The sequence below is a fragment of the Planctopirus hydrillae genome (genome assembly GCF_001707835.1).
GTDB lineage: Bacteria > Planctomycetota > Planctomycetia > Planctomycetales > Planctomycetaceae > Planctopirus > Planctopirus hydrillae.
In genome coordinates, this window is sequence record NZ_LYDR01000158.1 from 181,106 (window position 1) to 199,242 (window position 18,137).

At 51.8% G+C, this 18,137-nt stretch carries 13 protein-coding genes; 5 read left to right on the forward strand and 8 right to left on the reverse strand.

The features are described 5' to 3' along the window. Positions 1-53: 53 nt before the first annotated feature. Both A6X21_RS22495 and A6X21_RS22500 read right to left on the reverse strand, forming a co-directional pair. Complete coding sequence (locus A6X21_RS22495) at positions 54-2,642, reverse strand: transglutaminase-like domain-containing protein (protein WP_068853107.1); 2,589 nt, start codon at positions 2,640-2,642, stop codon at positions 54-56. Next, positions 2,632-3,924, reverse strand: coding sequence for a DUF58 domain-containing protein (locus tag A6X21_RS22500; protein WP_165603907.1), 1,293 nt, complete (start codon positions 3,922-3,924; stop codon positions 2,632-2,634). The genes A6X21_RS22495 and A6X21_RS22500 overlap by 11 nt, the downstream gene beginning before the upstream one ends. 448 nt (positions 3,925-4,372) lie before the next feature. On the opposite strand from A6X21_RS22500, the gene A6X21_RS22505 reads away from it, so the two are divergent. Next, on the forward strand, positions 4,373-5,665 hold the full coding sequence (locus tag A6X21_RS22505) for an acyltransferase family protein (RefSeq protein ID WP_068853113.1): 1,293 nt from the start codon (positions 4,373-4,375) through the stop codon (positions 5,663-5,665). A 48-nt stretch (positions 5,666-5,713) separates the two neighbouring features. Here A6X21_RS22505 and A6X21_RS22510 read toward each other — a convergent pair whose 3' ends face one another. Further along, on the reverse strand, positions 5,714-6,394 hold the full coding sequence (locus A6X21_RS22510; RefSeq protein WP_068853116.1) for a metal-dependent transcriptional regulator: 681 nt from the start codon (positions 6,392-6,394) through the stop codon (positions 5,714-5,716). Positions 6,395-6,571: 177 nt separating this feature from the next. Between A6X21_RS22510 and A6X21_RS22515 the strand changes: the two genes are divergently transcribed. Together A6X21_RS22515 and lexA are read left to right on the forward strand one after the other, a co-directional pair. Then, complete coding sequence (locus A6X21_RS22515; RefSeq protein ID WP_165603908.1) at positions 6,572-7,957, forward strand: TlpA disulfide reductase family protein; 1,386 nt, start codon at positions 6,572-6,574, stop codon at positions 7,955-7,957. Between the two features lie 487 nt (positions 7,958-8,444). Further along, positions 8,445-9,041 (forward strand): transcriptional repressor LexA, encoded by a 597-nt coding sequence (gene lexA, locus A6X21_RS22520; protein ID WP_110766519.1) that lies wholly within the window; start codon positions 8,445-8,447, stop codon positions 9,039-9,041. Positions 9,042-9,549: 508 nt separating this feature from the next. Here the strand turns inward: lexA and A6X21_RS22530 are convergent. The 4 genes from A6X21_RS22530 to A6X21_RS22545 all read right to left on the reverse strand — a co-directional run bounded on the left by A6X21_RS22530 (position 9,550) and on the right by A6X21_RS22545 (position 15,199). Beyond that, entirely contained in the window at positions 9,550-11,250 is a 1,701-nt protein-coding gene (locus tag A6X21_RS22530; RefSeq protein ID WP_068853127.1) for a SpoIIE family protein phosphatase, read from the reverse strand. A gap of 188 nt (positions 11,251-11,438) precedes the next feature. After that, positions 11,439-12,734, reverse strand: coding sequence for a glucuronate isomerase (locus tag A6X21_RS22535; protein ID WP_068853129.1), 1,296 nt, complete (start codon positions 12,732-12,734; stop codon positions 11,439-11,441). A gap of 83 nt (positions 12,735-12,817) precedes the next feature. Beyond that, positions 12,818-13,834, reverse strand: coding sequence for a signal peptide peptidase SppA (gene sppA, locus A6X21_RS22540; RefSeq protein WP_068853132.1), 1,017 nt, complete (start codon positions 13,832-13,834; stop codon positions 12,818-12,820). 144 nt (positions 13,835-13,978) lie between these two features. Beyond that, positions 13,979-15,199 carry a hypothetical protein gene (locus A6X21_RS22545; RefSeq protein ID WP_131818504.1) on the reverse strand — a complete coding sequence of 407 codons (1,221 nt, stop codon included), beginning with the start codon at positions 15,197-15,199 and terminating at the stop codon, positions 13,979-13,981. A 301-nt stretch (positions 15,200-15,500) separates the two neighbouring features. Between A6X21_RS22545 and A6X21_RS22550 the strand changes: the two genes are divergently transcribed. After that, positions 15,501-16,844 carry an enolase C-terminal domain-like protein gene (locus tag A6X21_RS22550; protein ID WP_068853137.1) on the forward strand — a complete coding sequence of 448 codons (1,344 nt, stop codon included), beginning with the start codon at positions 15,501-15,503 and terminating at the stop codon, positions 16,842-16,844. Positions 16,845-16,979: 135 nt separating this feature from the next. Continuing rightward, entirely contained in the window at positions 16,980-17,501 is a 522-nt protein-coding gene (locus A6X21_RS22555; protein ID WP_068853140.1) for a hypothetical protein, read from the forward strand. A 39-nt stretch (positions 17,502-17,540) separates the two neighbouring features. Here the strand turns inward: A6X21_RS22555 and A6X21_RS22560 are convergent, their stop codons facing one another. Next, positions 17,541-18,104, reverse strand: coding sequence for a hypothetical protein (locus tag A6X21_RS22560; RefSeq protein WP_068853143.1), 564 nt, complete (start codon positions 18,102-18,104; stop codon positions 17,541-17,543). Positions 18,105-18,137: the final 33 nt, after the last annotated feature.

Consider the following 18,137-nt stretch of genomic DNA (forward strand, 5'->3'; position numbering starts at 1 on the left):
AAGTTATCCATTCCTAGAGATCAAATTGATTTCGAAACTTACAAGTTGATTGATTAAGCACTGGCAATGAGCTGATCCTGATTCAGCCTGAATCTGGCGGCTGCTTTTCGAGTATCTGCCGAAATCACCACACCTGAGGATGAAACCTCCGTGAATTCACCTGGCTGATTTTTGGCTTCGCTCAATGCCTGAATTCGCTCAGATTCCTGAGTCAGAACCTTGAGCACGCGTTTGAGTCTCCAACTGCTCCAATGGCTATCCAGTTGCTTCAGCCGGGCCAGTAGTGATTGAGCTTCAGCGAATGGGAGCCTCTCGAAAAAGTCCTCAGGGCCATAAAGAGCTGCATCGTGCAATTCTGCAAAGCACTCGAATGATCTTGATAACTCTCGAAGTGCTGGAGTCAACGCCCGAATTTTCTCATTCGTTCTTGTCAGTGATTCATCCATGTCACTTGCTGATTTGAGGCCATCGATTCTTGAAACAGCGGAATCCAGGCTTCGCCGGATCTGTTGAAGCCAGCGTCCCAGAGTGCAGGAATCTGGCTTGTCCCATGATGCGGCTTTGAATCGCAGTGAAAGCACTTGCCCTGCCTCCAGCAGAGCTTCGCGATTCAGTTGATGGCAAGATTTACGCCACCTGTAAGCTTTCCATTCCGCCAGCAGATGATGACGCTGCCAGAATGCGACAGAAATCATCGCGAGACTCGCCAGCAGAACGAAAAAATTCTGCCAGATGATTTGTAACGACCACCAGATCGCCAACATGATCGATTCGGAGATGGTGGGAACCGGCTGCAAGACTTTGTAGCCGGGAGTGGGCTCGACAGTGACCCACCAGTTGAGACCGGCATGAATCTCGACCCAGGTGTGCACATCCTCTTTGAGAATCGCGGTATGCCTCAATCGATAATCGTATCGATCATCCCGGGCATACAGGCCTGTGACTAACCTCGATGGATAACCGGCAGCACGCAGGAGCATCGCTGTCGCTGCGGCAAAGTGATAATCGCTTCCCCTTTTGGAATCGAACAGAAACCAGGCAGGGACGTTCTCACAATCGACAGGGGGGCGAATTTCTCGATCAAGCTGGTAATGAGAACGCACGTAATCTCGAATAGCAGCAATTTGAGACCAGCCACGAGGATAGGGTTTGGTAATCTGCTCCGCTAACTCTTCAAAACGCAGAAGATGATCATCATCAGGCATTCCCAGATATTGCATGGCACCGCTGGGAAAGTTCGTCGGACTCGATCGCAGTGATTTCTCTGCCACAGGTGCTGATTGAAGATGGATGACCGTCAGGTCAGGCAATCTCTCGCGATCCAGCCGTAATCGGCCGGGGGATGCCCAACGGTAAAAAGAGGCATCCGTTAACTGATCAATCATGACGGCTTCAAGACCGGGAGGCGATGGAATCGCATTGGTGTCGAGCTGCACGAGCTTGATGGCATGCAGTTCACTCTGGCCAAACCCCATGGGGCGAGTTTCCACCGGAAGTACAAACCAGGGCTTCCCCTGAATCGTCTGGATTGTTCCCTGCATCGATGCGATCGAGGGCTCAGCCTCGGCCTGCCAGACCACACCATCAAATTCTGCAAACGTCTGCAGCGACAGATGCAGTGGCACTCGTCCGACTAAAAATGCCACGGCATCCGTCGAGATGTTGGTCGGAAGAGTCTTCTTTTCCGCCTCTGATTTTCTCAACATGGAAAAAGGACGGCCACCCGTCTGAGCCTTCGCCATTTTCTGCTCGGCAGTTGATCGAAACTGTCGAGGCAGCGCAATGGCTCGATCCTGATTCTTAGGGATGATCGGTTCGTTATAGGAATCATCGAAGAGGTCGTACAGACTGAGGTCATGAGATGTCATGAACGGTGCGTCATCAATCGGGGCAAAACTTTTGACGTTCTCCGTTCCCGCAATCACGGTGTCGCCATCATTGACACCCCCTCGCGCCCAGGGGCTTGAGTCTCCATTTCCACCTGAACTGGGCATAAACCCCGACAGCGAGCCTGTCACACCCGCATAACCCAGCGGAATGGCAAGCATCGTTAATCCCAAGAGCACAGGCACAATCAATAGCCAACTGCGCGGAAACCTCCTTGTACTGGACGAGATCAGATGGGAATGCAGACTCTCCCAATGTTTTCCCATCAGCCACCAGATTCCGGCAGCCAGATATCCAAGCACGAGAATCTGCAACCACCAGGGCTTGCCAAGTGCTGCCGAAAAGAGAATCAAAAACGTCGACATTACCGCGACCATGCCGTGATAGGTCCCCGAGCCACTGATGATGACCAGTGCCAGCATGACGGCTTGCAGCGCCAGGAGCAGAAGCAGTTCCAGAGGTAGCCAAAGCCCCAGTTGTGCCCGCGTGATGAGTTCGATACCCAATAGGGCCACGACCAACCCGCTGATGATGGGCAGTGAGTGATCCTGCCCTTCTGGCCTGGTGAAATAAGTTGGCAAACTGAATCTCAGCAGCCATCCAGCCAGCAATGCCAGAACGACTTTACTAATCCCGATGACGCATGAAAGCCAGATTGCCCGCTCGGGTTCACCAAGCACAACCTCAAAGGTCATACTCGACAACACGGCCAGCGTGTATGTGAGAAGCGTGCTGACTCGCTGATTAGCCGGCATGGCACACTCTCTTCCATTCGCGTTGAAACTGCTCTCCCAGATGTGGGTTCAGATCCAGCCAGAGTCCACGCAGACAGGCATCGTCATGGGCATGCTGGTCTTCGCAATGCCCTTCGTGACAGGTTCGAATCACGATCATCCGACCGGAAACTTCATGAGGCAGGTGCATCCCCTGCACACATTTGTCAGTCACAATTGCCAGATGAAATCCCCGGCGATCGCATCGATGCCCAACATGACGACCATCTGTCGTTTCTTGAACTCGCGCCAGCGCATCCAACAGCTTTGCTTTGCCTTTGGTGCTGTTCTCCACAGTGAGTGCCTGTGGGCCCACACGAACGGTCACAGTGCTGCCTGCAGCCAGATAGGCTAACCCCAGACTGGCCGCCAGACGGGTCGCCCAGTTCAAAGAGGCGTTGAAATCGTCAATGCTGCCGGTGTGCACCGAGTGATCTGTGGGGAGATCGATTTCGACCCTGGATTGGATCGAGGCCTGCCTTTCGACAACGATCATCTGCCCATGCCGTGCTGTCTGTGCCCAATGGACGCGGCGCAGCGAATCACCCTGACGGAACGCCCGCGTGCCGAGAAGATCACCCTGATCACCGACTCGATGATCGGAAAAGACTTCGGCAGTGGGAAAAACTTCAATCGCATCCAGCAACGATGTCAAAGTCCACACCCTGGGCCAGACAATCAGTCGATTCCTGACCTGAAGTTTTCGAGAGGCGACTTGAAAGCCAAATGGAAATGAAGATTCCAGGCATGGAATCACTCGGGGATACTCACCCCGAACTGAAGGGAACCACTCCCACGTAAACGTTGAATGAGTTCCGGCAGGGATCGATGCCAGCGATGCCCAGACTTCTTTTTTGACGGGAAGACCTTCACCTGTCGCCAGACCTGCCTGCGGAGATGAGGAACATACGATTTTCAGCCCCCAGACGGGCCATGGCCACCGATTGTTGACGACGAGTTGAATTCGAGCCGACTCCCCTTCACTGCAATGAGTCTGTTCAAATTCAATTTCCCCCGAGACTCCCCACATACTCAGGTAGGGCCAGACATACCCCACCGCAAGGATCAATAACGCCCCCGCAACTCCAATAAACGAATAGGGATTGATCCAGATCGCGCAGGCGATCGCAGCGATGGTTGTCAGCGAGAGAAAAGACAATGGGTGCTTGACCCAATAGACCCATCGATTTGCCCAGGGACAAAAATCATAGGTGAGCAGACCGTGAGCCGCCGAACTGACTTTCAATAAAAGACGGCCCAACATTTTTGCACCGCAAGAGCAACAAATTTCGATTGACGACCATGCCGATGGCTGGGCTGGATCATCCGGAAAGCTCTGAGTCCGGAGATCGAACAACACTGCAAACACATAATATTTGCATGTCTTTCCAAAATACCAAAGAACCTGAGAACCTGAAGCAATAAAAGCAAGAATTCGCGATAAATTATCGTCCCACATAGAGATAGCTACACACATCATCAACTGATGAAGTGGCGGAATATGAGCGAACCCGGCTGTTCGGACATGAAATCAAGCCACCAGATCAAGTCGCAAAAGGCAGTTGGAAACCTCTGAGTGCCGTCGAGAAAAAACTGCAGCTTCGCTTTCTTCGCGACGAAGAAATTTGCCGCGAGTCCGCAAATCTGATCTGCCCGTATCAGTGAAATTCTGATATTTCCCGGCTCTTCCTCACTCGTCGAACAGGGATGTTATGCTGCGTGTTCCAGGAGCCATGGTGGGCTCGAACACTTTTCCGCCGCCTGTGATTGCCAACCGGGATCGGGGACTGGATGCCCTCCGCGGTGGTGGAGCATTTCTTGTCGTCGTGCTCCATGCAGCCATCCCTTATCTGCAACATCCCCTCCAGGGATTGGCCTGGCCGGCCCGCTCCTCAACCTCTTCGAGTCTCGCCGACGGGCTCTTCTGGTGGATCGAGTCGTTCATCATGCCACTGTTTTTCTGTCTGAGTGGCTACGGCTGCTGGCAAAGTCTGAAAAACCGCAGTGCTGTCGAGTTCATGAGATCTCGACTCAAACGACTGGGGAGACCATTCCTCGCAGGCTGCGTGATCATCCTGCCCATCGAAATGTATTTGTGGATTGGTGGCTGGGTTCTCAGCGGAGAGTTACCAGCTGTCAAACTACGAAGCCTGAAGTTAACAGGTGATTACGCTCAACTCTGGGGGTTCAGCCACCTGTGGTATCTGCAGTATCTGCTACTGATGAGCCTTCCCCTGGCCCTCTGGAAAATTCAGCCGTGGATTTCATCCCCTGAACGATCGAGCGAGACAGCAGCCGTGCTTTCGATTTCAAGAAAGAATCCAGGAACCCTGCGAGCCATACTTTGCGGGCTCGTATTTTTAGGAATCGTCAGCCTGACTCTCACCTGGCGACCAGATGTTGTGACCGGATTTCAGCACGGATTTCTTCCAGATCCTGCCAAGTTTGCTTACTCCGCTGAGTTCTTTCTCCTTGGCATAACCCTGGCTGCACTCGGCCAACCTCGGTTTCTTGATCATCCGGCAGTTCTTGGATTTTCGTTATTGACGGCCATAGCCGCCTTGATCGCCGTTTATCAACTCACTCATGCGCCCCAAATGCTGAACTCTGCCAACGAGACGTGGACCTCGCCTCACCGCTGGCTGTCAGGTGGCCTGCTGGCGTCGACAGCCTTTTTCTGGACACTCACCTGCTGGGTGATGGCCACCAAACTGCCCCCACTTTCGCCACTGGTTTTTCGCTTGGCAAAAGCCTCTTTCTGGATCTATCTGGTCCATCATCCGCTGATTGTGGCTTTAGAAATTGGTGCCGTGCGGACATCGCTGCCAGCAACGATTCAGTTTGTGATCGTTGCTGGAATAGGATTTGCGCTTTCGTGGTGGAGCTACCATGCCTGGATTGAAGGAAGCCTGGCCGATCGACTCCTTCACGGTCAATCACTACGCCGAATCCCTGACCACTTCACGAGTTCAGTCAATCGCGAGCACACAGCTCAGGCTGCATAACTCATGAACAATCAGCCATTTCTATCGATATTTGACCTTGCGATCGGCTTATTGAGCCTCTGGCTTGCAAACGACCACCTGCAGGTCTGCAGCGGCTGAGTGGCCAAGATTGAGCGGTCGCCCCGAGAGTTCGAACGAAACCATGCCGGCTTCAGGACTGTTGCTGCGAACGATTCCTGTTGATCCAATCTCGATTCCAGCCTCAGTCAGAAATCTCAAAAATGCTGGGTCCTGGTTCACCACCCGACTGACACGAAACCATTCACCACAGGGGATTTCTGCTAAAGGAAACGTGGCTTCTTCCACGCCTCGCATGACACCATCAGAGGCCGGAATGGGGTCGCCATGAGGATCGGCGACTGGTCGGTCAAGAAACTCATCAATCCGCTCAACCAGAAAATCACTGACGGCATGCTCCATGTGCTCGGCTTCTTCATGGACCTGATCCCAGGTCAACTTCAATGTCTGCACGAGAAAGAGCTCAATCAAACGATGTCTGCGAAGCATTCGCAGAGCCAGAGTTTTCCCGGTTTCAGTCAATGCGACTCCGCCATAAGGTCGATACTCCGCCAGATGGGCCTCGCTGAGTGTCTTGAGCATGCTGGTGACCGAGCCAGGCGATACATTGAGCTCGGAAGCCAGTTGACCGGTCGTGACCCAGTGCTGCTGATGCTTGAGGCCGATCTGAAGCATGGCCTTCAGGTAGTTTTCGACAGTCAGACTGGTCATCTCAGCTCTCTCGACATTCGGGAATACCGCGCGAATTTGGATACCGAGTGTTCCTTTTCAGAGAACATTCTGCAACCGCTCTTGTCGAATCGGCAGTTCTTGCCATAGAACGTATGGCTCGCCGAAGAGGTGCTGGATAAACCTCTGCAGCCAATGTTCTCGACAAGGATGTCACGAATGCCTCGAATAAACTGCAGTTTTGCACTGATATTGAGCCTTTTGACCTTCGCAGCTGCTGGCTGCAGCGACACTGCCGGCACAACATCTGTGGGCGCAAACTCAGCCTCCGAGGCTGTCTCTCCCGGTGCCAATCCGTCCCCTGTCACTTCAAACCAGCCTGGAAGTGCCCTGCCTGTGGCTTCGATTCCTGCCCCGGGAACTGCGGCAACTCCCGGAAACGCGGACAACGATGAACCTGAAGAACCCCTCGAACCACTCACTGAGACGCCTGAACCGGAGAAAGGCTCACCTGAATGGGCCGTTCGTGAAATTCTGCGAATTCGCCTGCTCCCCTACCCTGTGATTGAGACTGCATCCGCCGATAAGCCAGCGGCTCAGGATAAACTCCGGGAACAAATGGAAGCGCAGAAGAAGCTCCGCACAGAACGAAACAAACAAATTATCGAGCTTGCGACCGGAGCCTTGGCAGTCACAGCGAAAGACAAAGCTCAGGAGCGACTCTTTACCGTTTCAGCTCACCACCTTCTCGAAAGCCACCTGCAACTGGCTTTGCAGGGTGATGCCGAGAGTACGTCGGCCTTGTATGACATTGCTGCTGTCTTTTTCGAGAATCGACCGGAATCCGATGCCGCTGCCGAAGCTCAGCAGACGGTGGTCAGTCTGGCACATTCCAATGCACTGCGTTCTTCAGAAACCGAGCCGCGCTGGCTGATTGAACTTTCCAGACAGTCGCAATTGTACGCGACACGTTTTCCCAAGGATTCAGCCAAAAGCTTACCTTTCCTCCTGGCTGCAGCCACAAGTTGCGAGATGAATGGTCAACTCGAAGAAGCTGTGACCTGCTATCGCCTCATCGAGCAGAAATTTCCAGGAACTCCCGAAGCACAGCAAATTACCAACGTCCTGCGCCGGATTGATCTCCCTGGGAAATCCCTTGAACTCGCCGGGCCCGCTCTCGATGGCAATTTTATCACCATGGATGAGTATCGCGGCAAAGCCGTGCTTGTGGTCTTCTGGTCGACAGCATCCAAACCATTTCGCGATCAACTTCCCCAACTGCTCGAAATCTCGAAAAAATACGAGAAGTACTGCGTCACGTTGGGCGTCAATCTGGATCTCGAAGAATCCGCGGTCGATCGATTCCTGGAGGAAACAGGTGTCTCCTGGCCACAGATTTTCCATTCAGAGCGAGCCAAGCGCGGGTGGAATCATCCTCTGGCTGCTCACTATGGAATCAATACCTTGCCCACAATTTGGCTGATCGACCCTCAGGGAACCGTCATCTCAACGCAGGTTCAGCCTTCAACCCTCGAACCAGAATTACGAGAAGTGCTGCTGAAGCATTTGCGGGCAGCGAAAGCTCAGGAGACGAATCAGAACTAAGGTCTCAGTCTCGATTTCCAAAGCCAATCGATCCAGTCACGGCTGTTCGCATTCTCTGCGAGCACCGTGGCTGTTTCGTTTTTTGGGGCGGCCGTTTCATTTTTTGGGACGGCAGTGCAGAAAAACATGGAATGACTCATTTCCCAAATACACCGCCTTGATCGAGGAATTTCACGGTGATGTGCAGAAAACAATAGATTTCCTGAAAGAGATCATGGAGAATACTGTATACATTTGGTCGGGCTATTGAATCATCACATCTTTGTTATCTGGATAAGTATCCATTCTGGTTTTTACTAAAGAAATCTGTCACATGTGGACAAAGGTGTCGATACTCACTTGTCACGTTCACGTCAGTATATTAGGATTTTTTCTAGTATCGCCGGCATGAGAAGACTTCGTAACAGGCGACGATTTTCATTCCCTGCCGGCGTGTATTCACCATGAAATGTCGAAAGACAATGCCTAGACACAGGATGGCATGAGCATGAAGGTCAATCTGACAACGCGGCAAAAAGAGATTTACGATTTTCTCCGCGACAAGATTATGAATCGAGGATACGGTCCGACTGTCAGAGAAATCGGAACTCACTTTGGTATTCGCTCTCCCAATGGCGTGATGTGCCACCTGAAGGCCCTCGAGCGAAAAGGACTGATCTCCCGAGAATCTCACATGTCGCGGGCGATTCAACTCGCTGACAGTCCAGCCTCCCGTATGACTCTTCCCATGGCTGGCCAGATTGCTGCCGGTATCCCGGTGTTGGCAGAACAGCAGGAAGAACGAGTCGATTTCAGCCATCTCTTCGATTCCGAAGATCATTTCTGTCTGCGAGTCAAAGGTGACTCCATGATCGAAGATCAGATTGCTGAAGGCGATTATGTGGTCATCAAGCGGCAGTCTGATGCCCGTGATGGCGAAATCGTTGTGGCCCTCGTCGATGGCGTGGATGCCACACTCAAGCGGTTCTATCGCGAACCAACTCGAATCCGTCTCGAACCTGCTAATAGCACCATGAAGCCGATCTACTCGAATCGAGTCGAAGTCCTGGGCGTGCTGGTCGGTGTCATTCGCCAATTCAACTGAGAGACACCAGCGAACTCACTCGCTGATTGTTTTTTGCTGACTGTTTTTCAAGAAGAGCCCGGCACGGATTTCAATCCTTGCCGGGCTCTTTCCCTCTTGCGACGAACAAAATGATGGCTGATTCGCAAACGGCATGCGCAGCCTTGATTTTCGGGATCGTGGCGGCGGCCTCTGCTTCGTTCTCAGGCAGAAGTGTCCAGAAAAGACTCAATATGACCGCGACATGTGGTTGGCCGACCAATGGTTGAAAATTGTTCGCCAGACTTGTCAACCGCTGGGGCAACTGACGAAAGAGATTGAACTTTTGATGGCGTAGCTGGCACCTTCCGTAGAATCCCCGCAGATAAAACGTACTCAGACTACTGGTCTGAAGAATGAATGTCTGAGCGACACATTGGCCGTCCCAGGTGCAAAAGCCCAATGAAGGGTGATTGCCTGCAACTGAGTGACTTGGCGGACAGATTGATTCATCTCAAATGGCCGAATAGACCGTGCGGCCATTTGGAGGCTACGCCAGTCGGCTGAAGACCATCAACGTAATATCGTCGTTCTGAGGACGGCCATTGGCATGGCGGCGGACATCCTGCAGAATCGTCCGTCCTAACTCTTCAGCCCCTTCATGCCCATGAGCCTGCATCAGTTCCCGAATCCGTTCAATGCCATAAAGATCACTGTTGTGATTCATGGCCTCGCTGACGCCATCGGTGTAAATCAGGCATGTCTCGCCTGGTGCAATCTGTCTCGTGACGACATCGAAGGGGTAATCTTCCATGACTCCTAACGGAATACCGACAGCTTCAGCTCCGAATTCCTCGACTGTCCCATCGGCCTTGCGGATCATGATGGGCATGTGCCCGGCATTCACGAGAGACATTTCGCCCGTTTGCGTATGAATGACACCCAGGACGAAGGTCACAAACCGACCTTCGACAGCTTTCGCACACATCTGATTGTTGATTCGTCCGACAGCCACGCCAACGTCTGTCACGAAGGCCATCACGTTCTGCACGACGCTGGAAATTCGGGACATGACCAGAGAAGCGGGGACCCCCTTCCCTGCCACATCGCCAAAAGCAAAGAAGACACGATCACCTTCGAGCTGCATGCAGTCGTAGTAATCACCACCCACTGCCTGTGCCGAATCATAAGAAGCGTAGAACTGATAACCCTCGACTTTGGGAAGACTCTCCGGCAGGAGGGCCAGTTGCACATTGGCCGCAATCTGCATCTCACGGTCCTGCTTCTGTTTTTCCAGTGCCGTCACCATGAGTCGGGCGGTTTCATAGGAAAGACCAGCCTGACCGGCAACCGCGATCAACAGATCGAGGTCATCTTTTTTGAACTGGTTAAAAGCATTCTGGGTATCGATATGAATGACACCCAGAACATCTCCGGCGACGCTCAGCATCGGGACTGCCATCATCGAGCGGATGGTGAGAGCCGAGATCGACTCGCTGGCTTCAAAACGAGAATCGTTCGTCGCGTCTGCCGAAAGAATCCCTGCTTTTTGCTCGAGCACAGTATTAAGGACAGTCCGGCTCAATTTCACCGATTCATCTTCATCCGAGCGGCGATGTTTAATCGCTCGCGGAATGAGTTTGCCATCGTCTTCTTTGAAAAGAACTACGCCACGATCTGCATGCGGAAAGATGTTGAACAGCGTGTCGAGAATTTTAGGGAGCAATCCATCAAGATCCGTGCTGCCTGCCAAAGCACGGCTGATTTCGAGCACAGCTTTCAGCTTGGCTTCGGGCTGAACTTCCAGGGCACCAAAGCCTTCAACACGCCCGGATGTTCCCATCACAGTCGCGACGTCGTCATCCCCAGAGGCAAACTCCAGATTGAAAGTCGCTGTCGCTGCCTGGTTTCCTGCTCCACTGACTCCACTTCCCGAGGCCAGCGCAGGGCGACTGGCAGGATTATCAGGATCTTCAAATCGCAGAAGAATCGGCCCCAGTTTAATACGGTCGCCATCTTTGATTTTTGTCGCTGCTTCGAGTTTTTTGCCATTCAAGAACGTGCCGTTACCACTCCCGAGATCCTCAATGACAAAGCCATCATCATGTGAGAATACTCGGGCATGCTTGCGGGAAACCATGTTCGAGTTGATCTGGATCGAGCATTCAGGATGTCGCCCCAGCACCACTTCGCCACCAGCGATTTCATAAGGGGTGGCTTCCCCTCCTTGAAGCAGGAGCAATTTGGCCATGTTCGACTCCAGAAAGGCATGAGAAGTAAGGATCAAAAATGCTGATCAGTCGTGATGATGAATAGGATAGCGGCATTCTAAGGACAAATGACCACATCTCCAAGTCGGGGGCGGCTCGTTTGCCCTGATTTCCCGGACTCATCATCAGAATTTCGGATGGCTGGTTCATTCAGGCTATGAATGAACGTCTAGCACGCCCCCGAAAAGATGGTCTCGACGTTGCCTCGAAGGATCTGCCGCCCCAGTTCGACCGCTCTCTCTTCCGACCAGTGGCGTCCGACCACAAAATCTTCGAAGAGAACTTTGGCGAGAACTCGACGATACATCTGGAACTTCGGCCAGCCAAACTCCAGTTTGTACATGTCACTGTAGTAGCCAATGTTCTTATTGCGAGGAATTGCTTCCAGACGGCTGCGGCAATCCGGTTCAATGAATGCAGGAATATTCGAATACCACCAGTGTCCATTGGCAATAACGTTCGGAAAGATCCACGCATAGCTCACCAGTTCCATATTGCTTGCGTGCGCCAGCACAGAGATCGGGAACTTGACTCTCGGGAAGGCATTGAACAGGCGGCGGTACTGATACAGCGAGACCCGTTGATCGAACAGATCCTGTCCCTGATAGACACCGGATTCATAGACTCGGCGGTTAACTCCGATCATGAGGTCAAATGGCAGGTGGTGCTCTGAACAGAATTCAGCAATTGTCCAGAAGACAAAGCGGCTTAAAACCTGCGATTGCTCAGTCGTCAGCACCTGGCCTGCGTACGCAGCCCTCAAGGGGCCTTCGGCATCAACGTGACTGACGGGAGTCGGTTCAAAATCAGGTGGTAAGGAAATGGCGCAGGCTTTGGCTCCGCGGGCAACGAAATGGGTAAAGAGCTGTCCGATGGCATGAATCAATTTGGCGGGGGTGGCACAATCAAAGCCAGTCGCTTTGGCCAGTCTTTGCCTGACTTCAGGCTTCTGCAGATGAAAGACAAGATCGTCAGTTCTTAAGCAGGGAATGTATTTTCTGGTGTCGAACCCAGTGAGTGGATCATCAAAGTCATTGGTCAGAAACACGGCTTCAAGATGACTTTTCTGCAGGACGGTTTGCTCCCAATCCGGTGCCGACATCAGCTTTTCTGAGTGATCATACAATGCCTCCCAATTGTCTGGAGTCAGTCGATCATCTTGAAAACCAAAGAAACGCTCGCACAGTTCAATCAACCATTTGACCTGGATCGTGTTGTCCAGGTGTGCCAGACCTTCAACAATTCGCCCCACCTTTTCTTTGGCAGTTATTCCGGGAGCTTCAATCACTTCTCTGGGCATGCCGGCTGAATGGGCCAGTTCGGTGAAATAGTGATATCCGAGGATATCCCCCAGATTTTTCGAAGCCGCTGCATGAGGGTTGATATGCGAATGAGGATCGATCAGCACAATCTCATCGAGTTGAGCGCAGAGTTGATCAATCGGCAAGCTGTTGTTCGCAATCATGGCGGTCGAATCCTGGAGGGAGAATGGTGCTTGATCGTGGATGTAAAGTCTGTCGAGGCGATGCTGGAAAACTGATCAAATACTTAAAGAGCGGGTGATTGGGGCAAGCCTGGCAGCCAACTGAAAAGGAACATGGCTCTCGGTGTCGTGGCATCGACGAGAGCCTGCCATTGGGCTGCGCTGACATTCTCGGTTTTGCTTCCGAGTAACAGATCGACAAGCTGTGGCTGTGAGCGATATTCGACGACGCGGACTTGATCCAGCTTTAACGATTTCTGCAGGGCCGCCAGGGCATCTTCTTCGAAGCCAATTTCATCAATCATCCCATTGGCTCGCGCGTCACGTGCCGTATAAATCTGACCGGTGGCGAGCTTTCGAGCCTGTTCCCGGTCGAGAGTGTCGCGGTTGGTGTCAATCAACTCGATGAACTGCTCAAAAGACTGATTGAGAATTTCTTCCCAGACTTTTCGCTCAGCTTCTGTCAGCGGATGAAACGGACTGAGTGCGTCTTTGAATTCCCCGGTCTTCAGCGGATCCGAACTGATACCAATTTTCTCCACCAGTGCGCTCATATCATACCGGGGAATGATCACACCAATCGAACCCGTCCAGGTCGTTGGTTCAGCAAAGATCTGCCCTTTGGTGCCAGCACCCATCGCGATGTAGTATCCGCCGGATGCTGCCAGTCGCTTCATTTGAATACTGATTGGCTTCTTCGCGCGGAGTTTTTCAAGTGCGTGGTAAATCTGGTGGCTGTCAGCGACAAACCCACCTGGGCTGTCAATCGTCAGGAGCACCCCCTTCACGCGTTCATCTTCAGCAGCAACTTCAATCTGTCGAATGATGCGTTCGGTCAGTGGTGGCATGATCGTGCCACTGACTCGCAATACGGCAATCCGCTGCGTTGTTGAGGAATTTCCCGAAAGAAATCGCTCACTGACTTCCGGACTACGGGCAAAATAGTCGCGAAAGGTGGCATACAGGCCCATGTTGAGGAGTACTGAAAACCCCAGAATGATGGCCATGCCGCGGAAAGCCCAGCTTTTCCAGAACGACTTCCCGGCATGGACAACAACGGTCGGCGAACTGGTGGTGGACATGGTGAAAGTTGTTTCTGTTCCGAATTGAGGGAAATGGCCAGGCAGAGGCTCATGATCCTAACAGACAACTCAATCTCTGACAAAATGGGAGGTTCGAAAATCAACAGGATGAGAGATGATCCTCAGATCTGAGGGCATTTCACTTCAAGGTTGTGCAACGACGGGTGACAAAATGAGTTTTCCCGCCGCGACCTGAAGTCGTACTTTTCCCGCGGGGAACAGGCTTTTGACGAACTCATCCAATGCCATGTTCTCGGCCACGACATCGATTTTTTGATCCAGCGGTAATCCCTGGGCGATGAAATCTTTCTCGCTGTACTCAATAACCATTCCACTTTGTGAGAGTTGCTCGAGGACTGCCAGTCGAGTGGCCTGTGTCGGTTTGAGTGTGATTTTGAGTTTGGCAGGATGAAGCCCCGTCGGATTCTCTGGTGTTTTCTTCTTGGAAGACTTCTTCCCCTGGGAAATCCCAGGCTCGACGGCAGTTGTTAATCCATGAAACGGAGGAGAATCTTTCGGTTGAGAGGCAGTGGTTGAACTCTCTGATTTGCCGCGTGTGAGCCAGTACAACTGCCTCAAGTCTGGTTCAGTTCCGGTAACGATCACTAAGGGTTTTTGATCCACGATCTTGATGTGCGGTAAATCGGCAGCCAGTTTGAGCAACCTGTCCTGCGGGACATCAGGAAATTGAACGCGGATTGTCAAATCATCTGGTTGCAGGGGACGAAATCTGCACGCCTCGCCCGAAGAGGAAACGTCAAAGGTCTGGTTGGAATTGGCAGCGATGAGTGAGAGAACATCGGCTAGAAGCACATTGGTGAGATGACCAGCGGGCAACAGATCGTGAGGAATTTCTCCTTCAATTCGCACATCCCATAATTGTTCCGCTTGTTCGATCAGTTCTGACATCGACGTCAGATCGTCCCAGGCGAGGCTGTGACGTGATTTCCAGGCTTGCTGGCGATGAGCAGGCCAGTGGATCAGTTGGGCGTGAAGTTCCAGCTTACGTAATGCTGCTGTTGTCACCACGACTGGCGTGTTTTCTGGCGAGCTGACATAAACAATCGTGTCGATGCGGAGAATTCCGAGGCCCGTCTTTTCGGCAAGTTTTTGTAACGCTTCCGCAGTGGTGTTTTGAAGGGCCTGAAGTTCCACCTGATGTGTCCCGTCAACTTCCGGATCAATCCAGCAGGACCATTTCTCGTTCTCCACAATCTTCAGGAGTGTCTCTCGCAGAGATTGTCCCGAAAGAATCATTGTTCGTGTTAGCTGCTTCTCAACAGCAAAGTTCAGATCTTTGATATCAAAGTATTCTGGACGCCGAATTTCTGGTTCCTGGGCAGCGAGGGATAATCCCCTGAACATCACCATCAGAGCCAGAAGGCACACGGATTTTCGGAAGAGTTGCACAGAAAGCAGCCTTGTGCACCTTCGGTCGAGAAAAATCGAGCTCATGCTCAGCAGCACTTTCGGTAGAAATTTCATCCAGTCACGCAGGGAAGTCAGCCAATGGGAAACTGATTATTACAGCTTAGATTTTGACTTTCTGGAACAGGCATGGGAAGGTGTGTTCTTGCCCTGATTGCCGGAAGTGGATTAAACTCCTCTCTCAACGGCAGAGAGTTTTACCACGTTTTACAAAACTTTGTTGGGAAAAGACGGGAGCATGGCGAAGGCGACTGACCTCCAGATAAAAGACGTAACTTGCGCCTTTGAGCCGATTGCGTTTAGAACGCCTCTCAAATTCGGTGATCGAGTCCAGAAGACTGCAGTTCTGGTGAATGTCGATGTGGTCGTCGAATCCCGTGATGGGAAGCACAAAGGACAAGGGTATGGAAGCATGCCCCTGGGAAACCTTTGGTCGTGGCCATCGACGGTTTGTACGCCCGATCAGACCGAAGCGGCAATGAAGCTCTTCGTCGAGGAAATCGTCAATCTCGCTCAGATCTGTACGGAGGCAGGGCATCCCATCGATCTGGTTTATCATCTGGCTGGTGAATATCCCCACCTCGCAAAAACTTTAGCCGTGCGGAATAAAATGCCAGAGGCCCTTCCCGCTTTGGCTCAACTGGTAGCCGCCAGTGCGCTGGATGCGGCTCTTCATGATGCCTTTGGTCGCATGCATCAGATGAGCAGTTACGACGTTCTCACCAAAAAGTACATGACCTTCGACCTTTCGGAGTATCTCGATAAGTCATTTGCGGGTGAATATCTCGACAAGTACACCTTGCGAGCACCGGCCGAGACGTTGGCGCTTTATCACCTGGTGGGAGCTGTCGACCCACTAACGGCTGGTGACGTGGCACAGAAAATCGGAGATGGTCTGCCGGAACATCTGGGCGAATGGATTGTTCGAGATCAATTGACGCATCTGAAAATCAAGCTCAAAGGGAATGATCCTGAGTGGGATCGGGCACGAATTTTAGGTGTCGATCAGGTAGCCACAACGACTGCCCCACAGACACAATGGCATTATTCTCTCGATTTCAACGAGCAGTGCGAATCCGCTGATGTTGTGCTCTCTTTGCTCAACTTTCTGAAGACGGATCACCCTGCCATTTATGAACGGATCGAGTACATCGAGCAGCCGACTCATCGCGATCTCGCAGCTCATGCGATTTCCATGCATGAGGTGGCCAAACTCAAGCCAGTGGTGATCGATGAATCACTGGTGGATTATGACGCTCTGGTCGCTGCACGTGATCTTGGTTATTCCGGTGTGGCGATCAAGGCTTGCAAGGGGCAGACTGAATCTTTGTTACTTGCGGCGGCAGCACAGAAGTTCGGGATGTTTCTGTGTGTGCAGGATTTAACCTGCCCAGGCGCCTCATTCCTGCATTCCGCCAGTCTGGCGGCTCACTTACCTGGTATCAAAGCTGTGGAAGGAAATGGTCGCCAGTATTGCCCGGCAGCCAACAAAATCTGGGCTCGCGACTACCCCGAAGTCTTCACGGTCAAAAATGGAGTGATCCAGACAGCCGGAATGAATGGGCCCGGCCTGGGCTTTTGACAATCCGCATAGGCCGGTTCGGAAAAATTACCAAACTTATTAACTCAGCCGCAAGTTACGCAATGTACTTGTGGCTGAGTTTGTATTTGGGTTGCTAGACAACCTTCACTCTTCGTTTTTCACGGTTTATTTAATATGTTCGATCAAAGTGATGAAGCTCTCTGGGCGCACTATGAAAAGTACAGCGATCCACCGAAAACAGAGGATTTTCAAATCTATGATGACTTCTCTGCCCGGCTTGTGAAACTGGCAGAAGATTCGCTGGAGATATCGATTAAGGCCCCAGAACGGAGCAATCAACTGACCTCCTGGGCGGCGATATTTCTCGCACGCGCCGCCTTCTTGAAATCCAAGGGTGCCTGCCCAGGCGATGCGACGTATATCTACCAACGATCACTGGATATCGTGGATTGCCATGAAGTCCGTGAAAACTATATAGAACTTCTCTGCCGCATGGGAAGCTTCACGTTAGCTGTCATCGAGTGCAACAAATGCGACATGAGCCTGGCAACAGGTCAGCTGTACTCAACCGCGAGAAGTATCCTCAACATGATCTGCGATCACCCAACACTTGCCTGGGGTGTCAGCGACGCCACGTTGCGGGCCTGCGTTGTGGCGTGCAGTAAAGAAAAAGAAATCCTGAAAAATCCCGCATAGAACAGTTTGCTGAATGGCTCTCGCTGTGCCACATTTCTGCTATGTATCGGTCCACTCACGAAGGTCATATATGGAGAGCAAGCTCACAAGGTCAAAGCAAAACTTATCTCTGGAGATTGCTCCATTCGTTACACTTGCGGCAACTGTAGAAAAACTCATTACATATTGAAGAGGAAAGTACTCCTGATCTGCCTCGCATAATCGATAGCGAAACATCATTGAAAGTAAACACTCAATCAGCAGATCGGGAATGCAAGCGGCGTGCAAATCTGGAGCCGTAAATCTTGCGTAGCATTCCCATAGAAACTCGTTAGAAGTTTCGCTGGCAAACTCGAAGAGTTCAATGGTCCTGTCTGAGCCTGCACGAATGGATTCAAACTGGATATCAAAGTTACTCCCGAGCGGATCTTGCGGATGAAAGATGAAATGATAAATGCCATTCGCGATTGAATGGATTTCATGATTACTCAACGGTGGTTTTGCAAAGAATGCGTAGTCGCTTTTGGTAACGATCGATGAGCATGCCGACAGCATTTTCTCCTCGGTACTTTCGAATCCAGCCTCATCGAGAAAATTCCGTGCGCCTTTCAGGAAATCCCTCATAAAACTTCCTCAAAACAATACAACCTAGAAGTG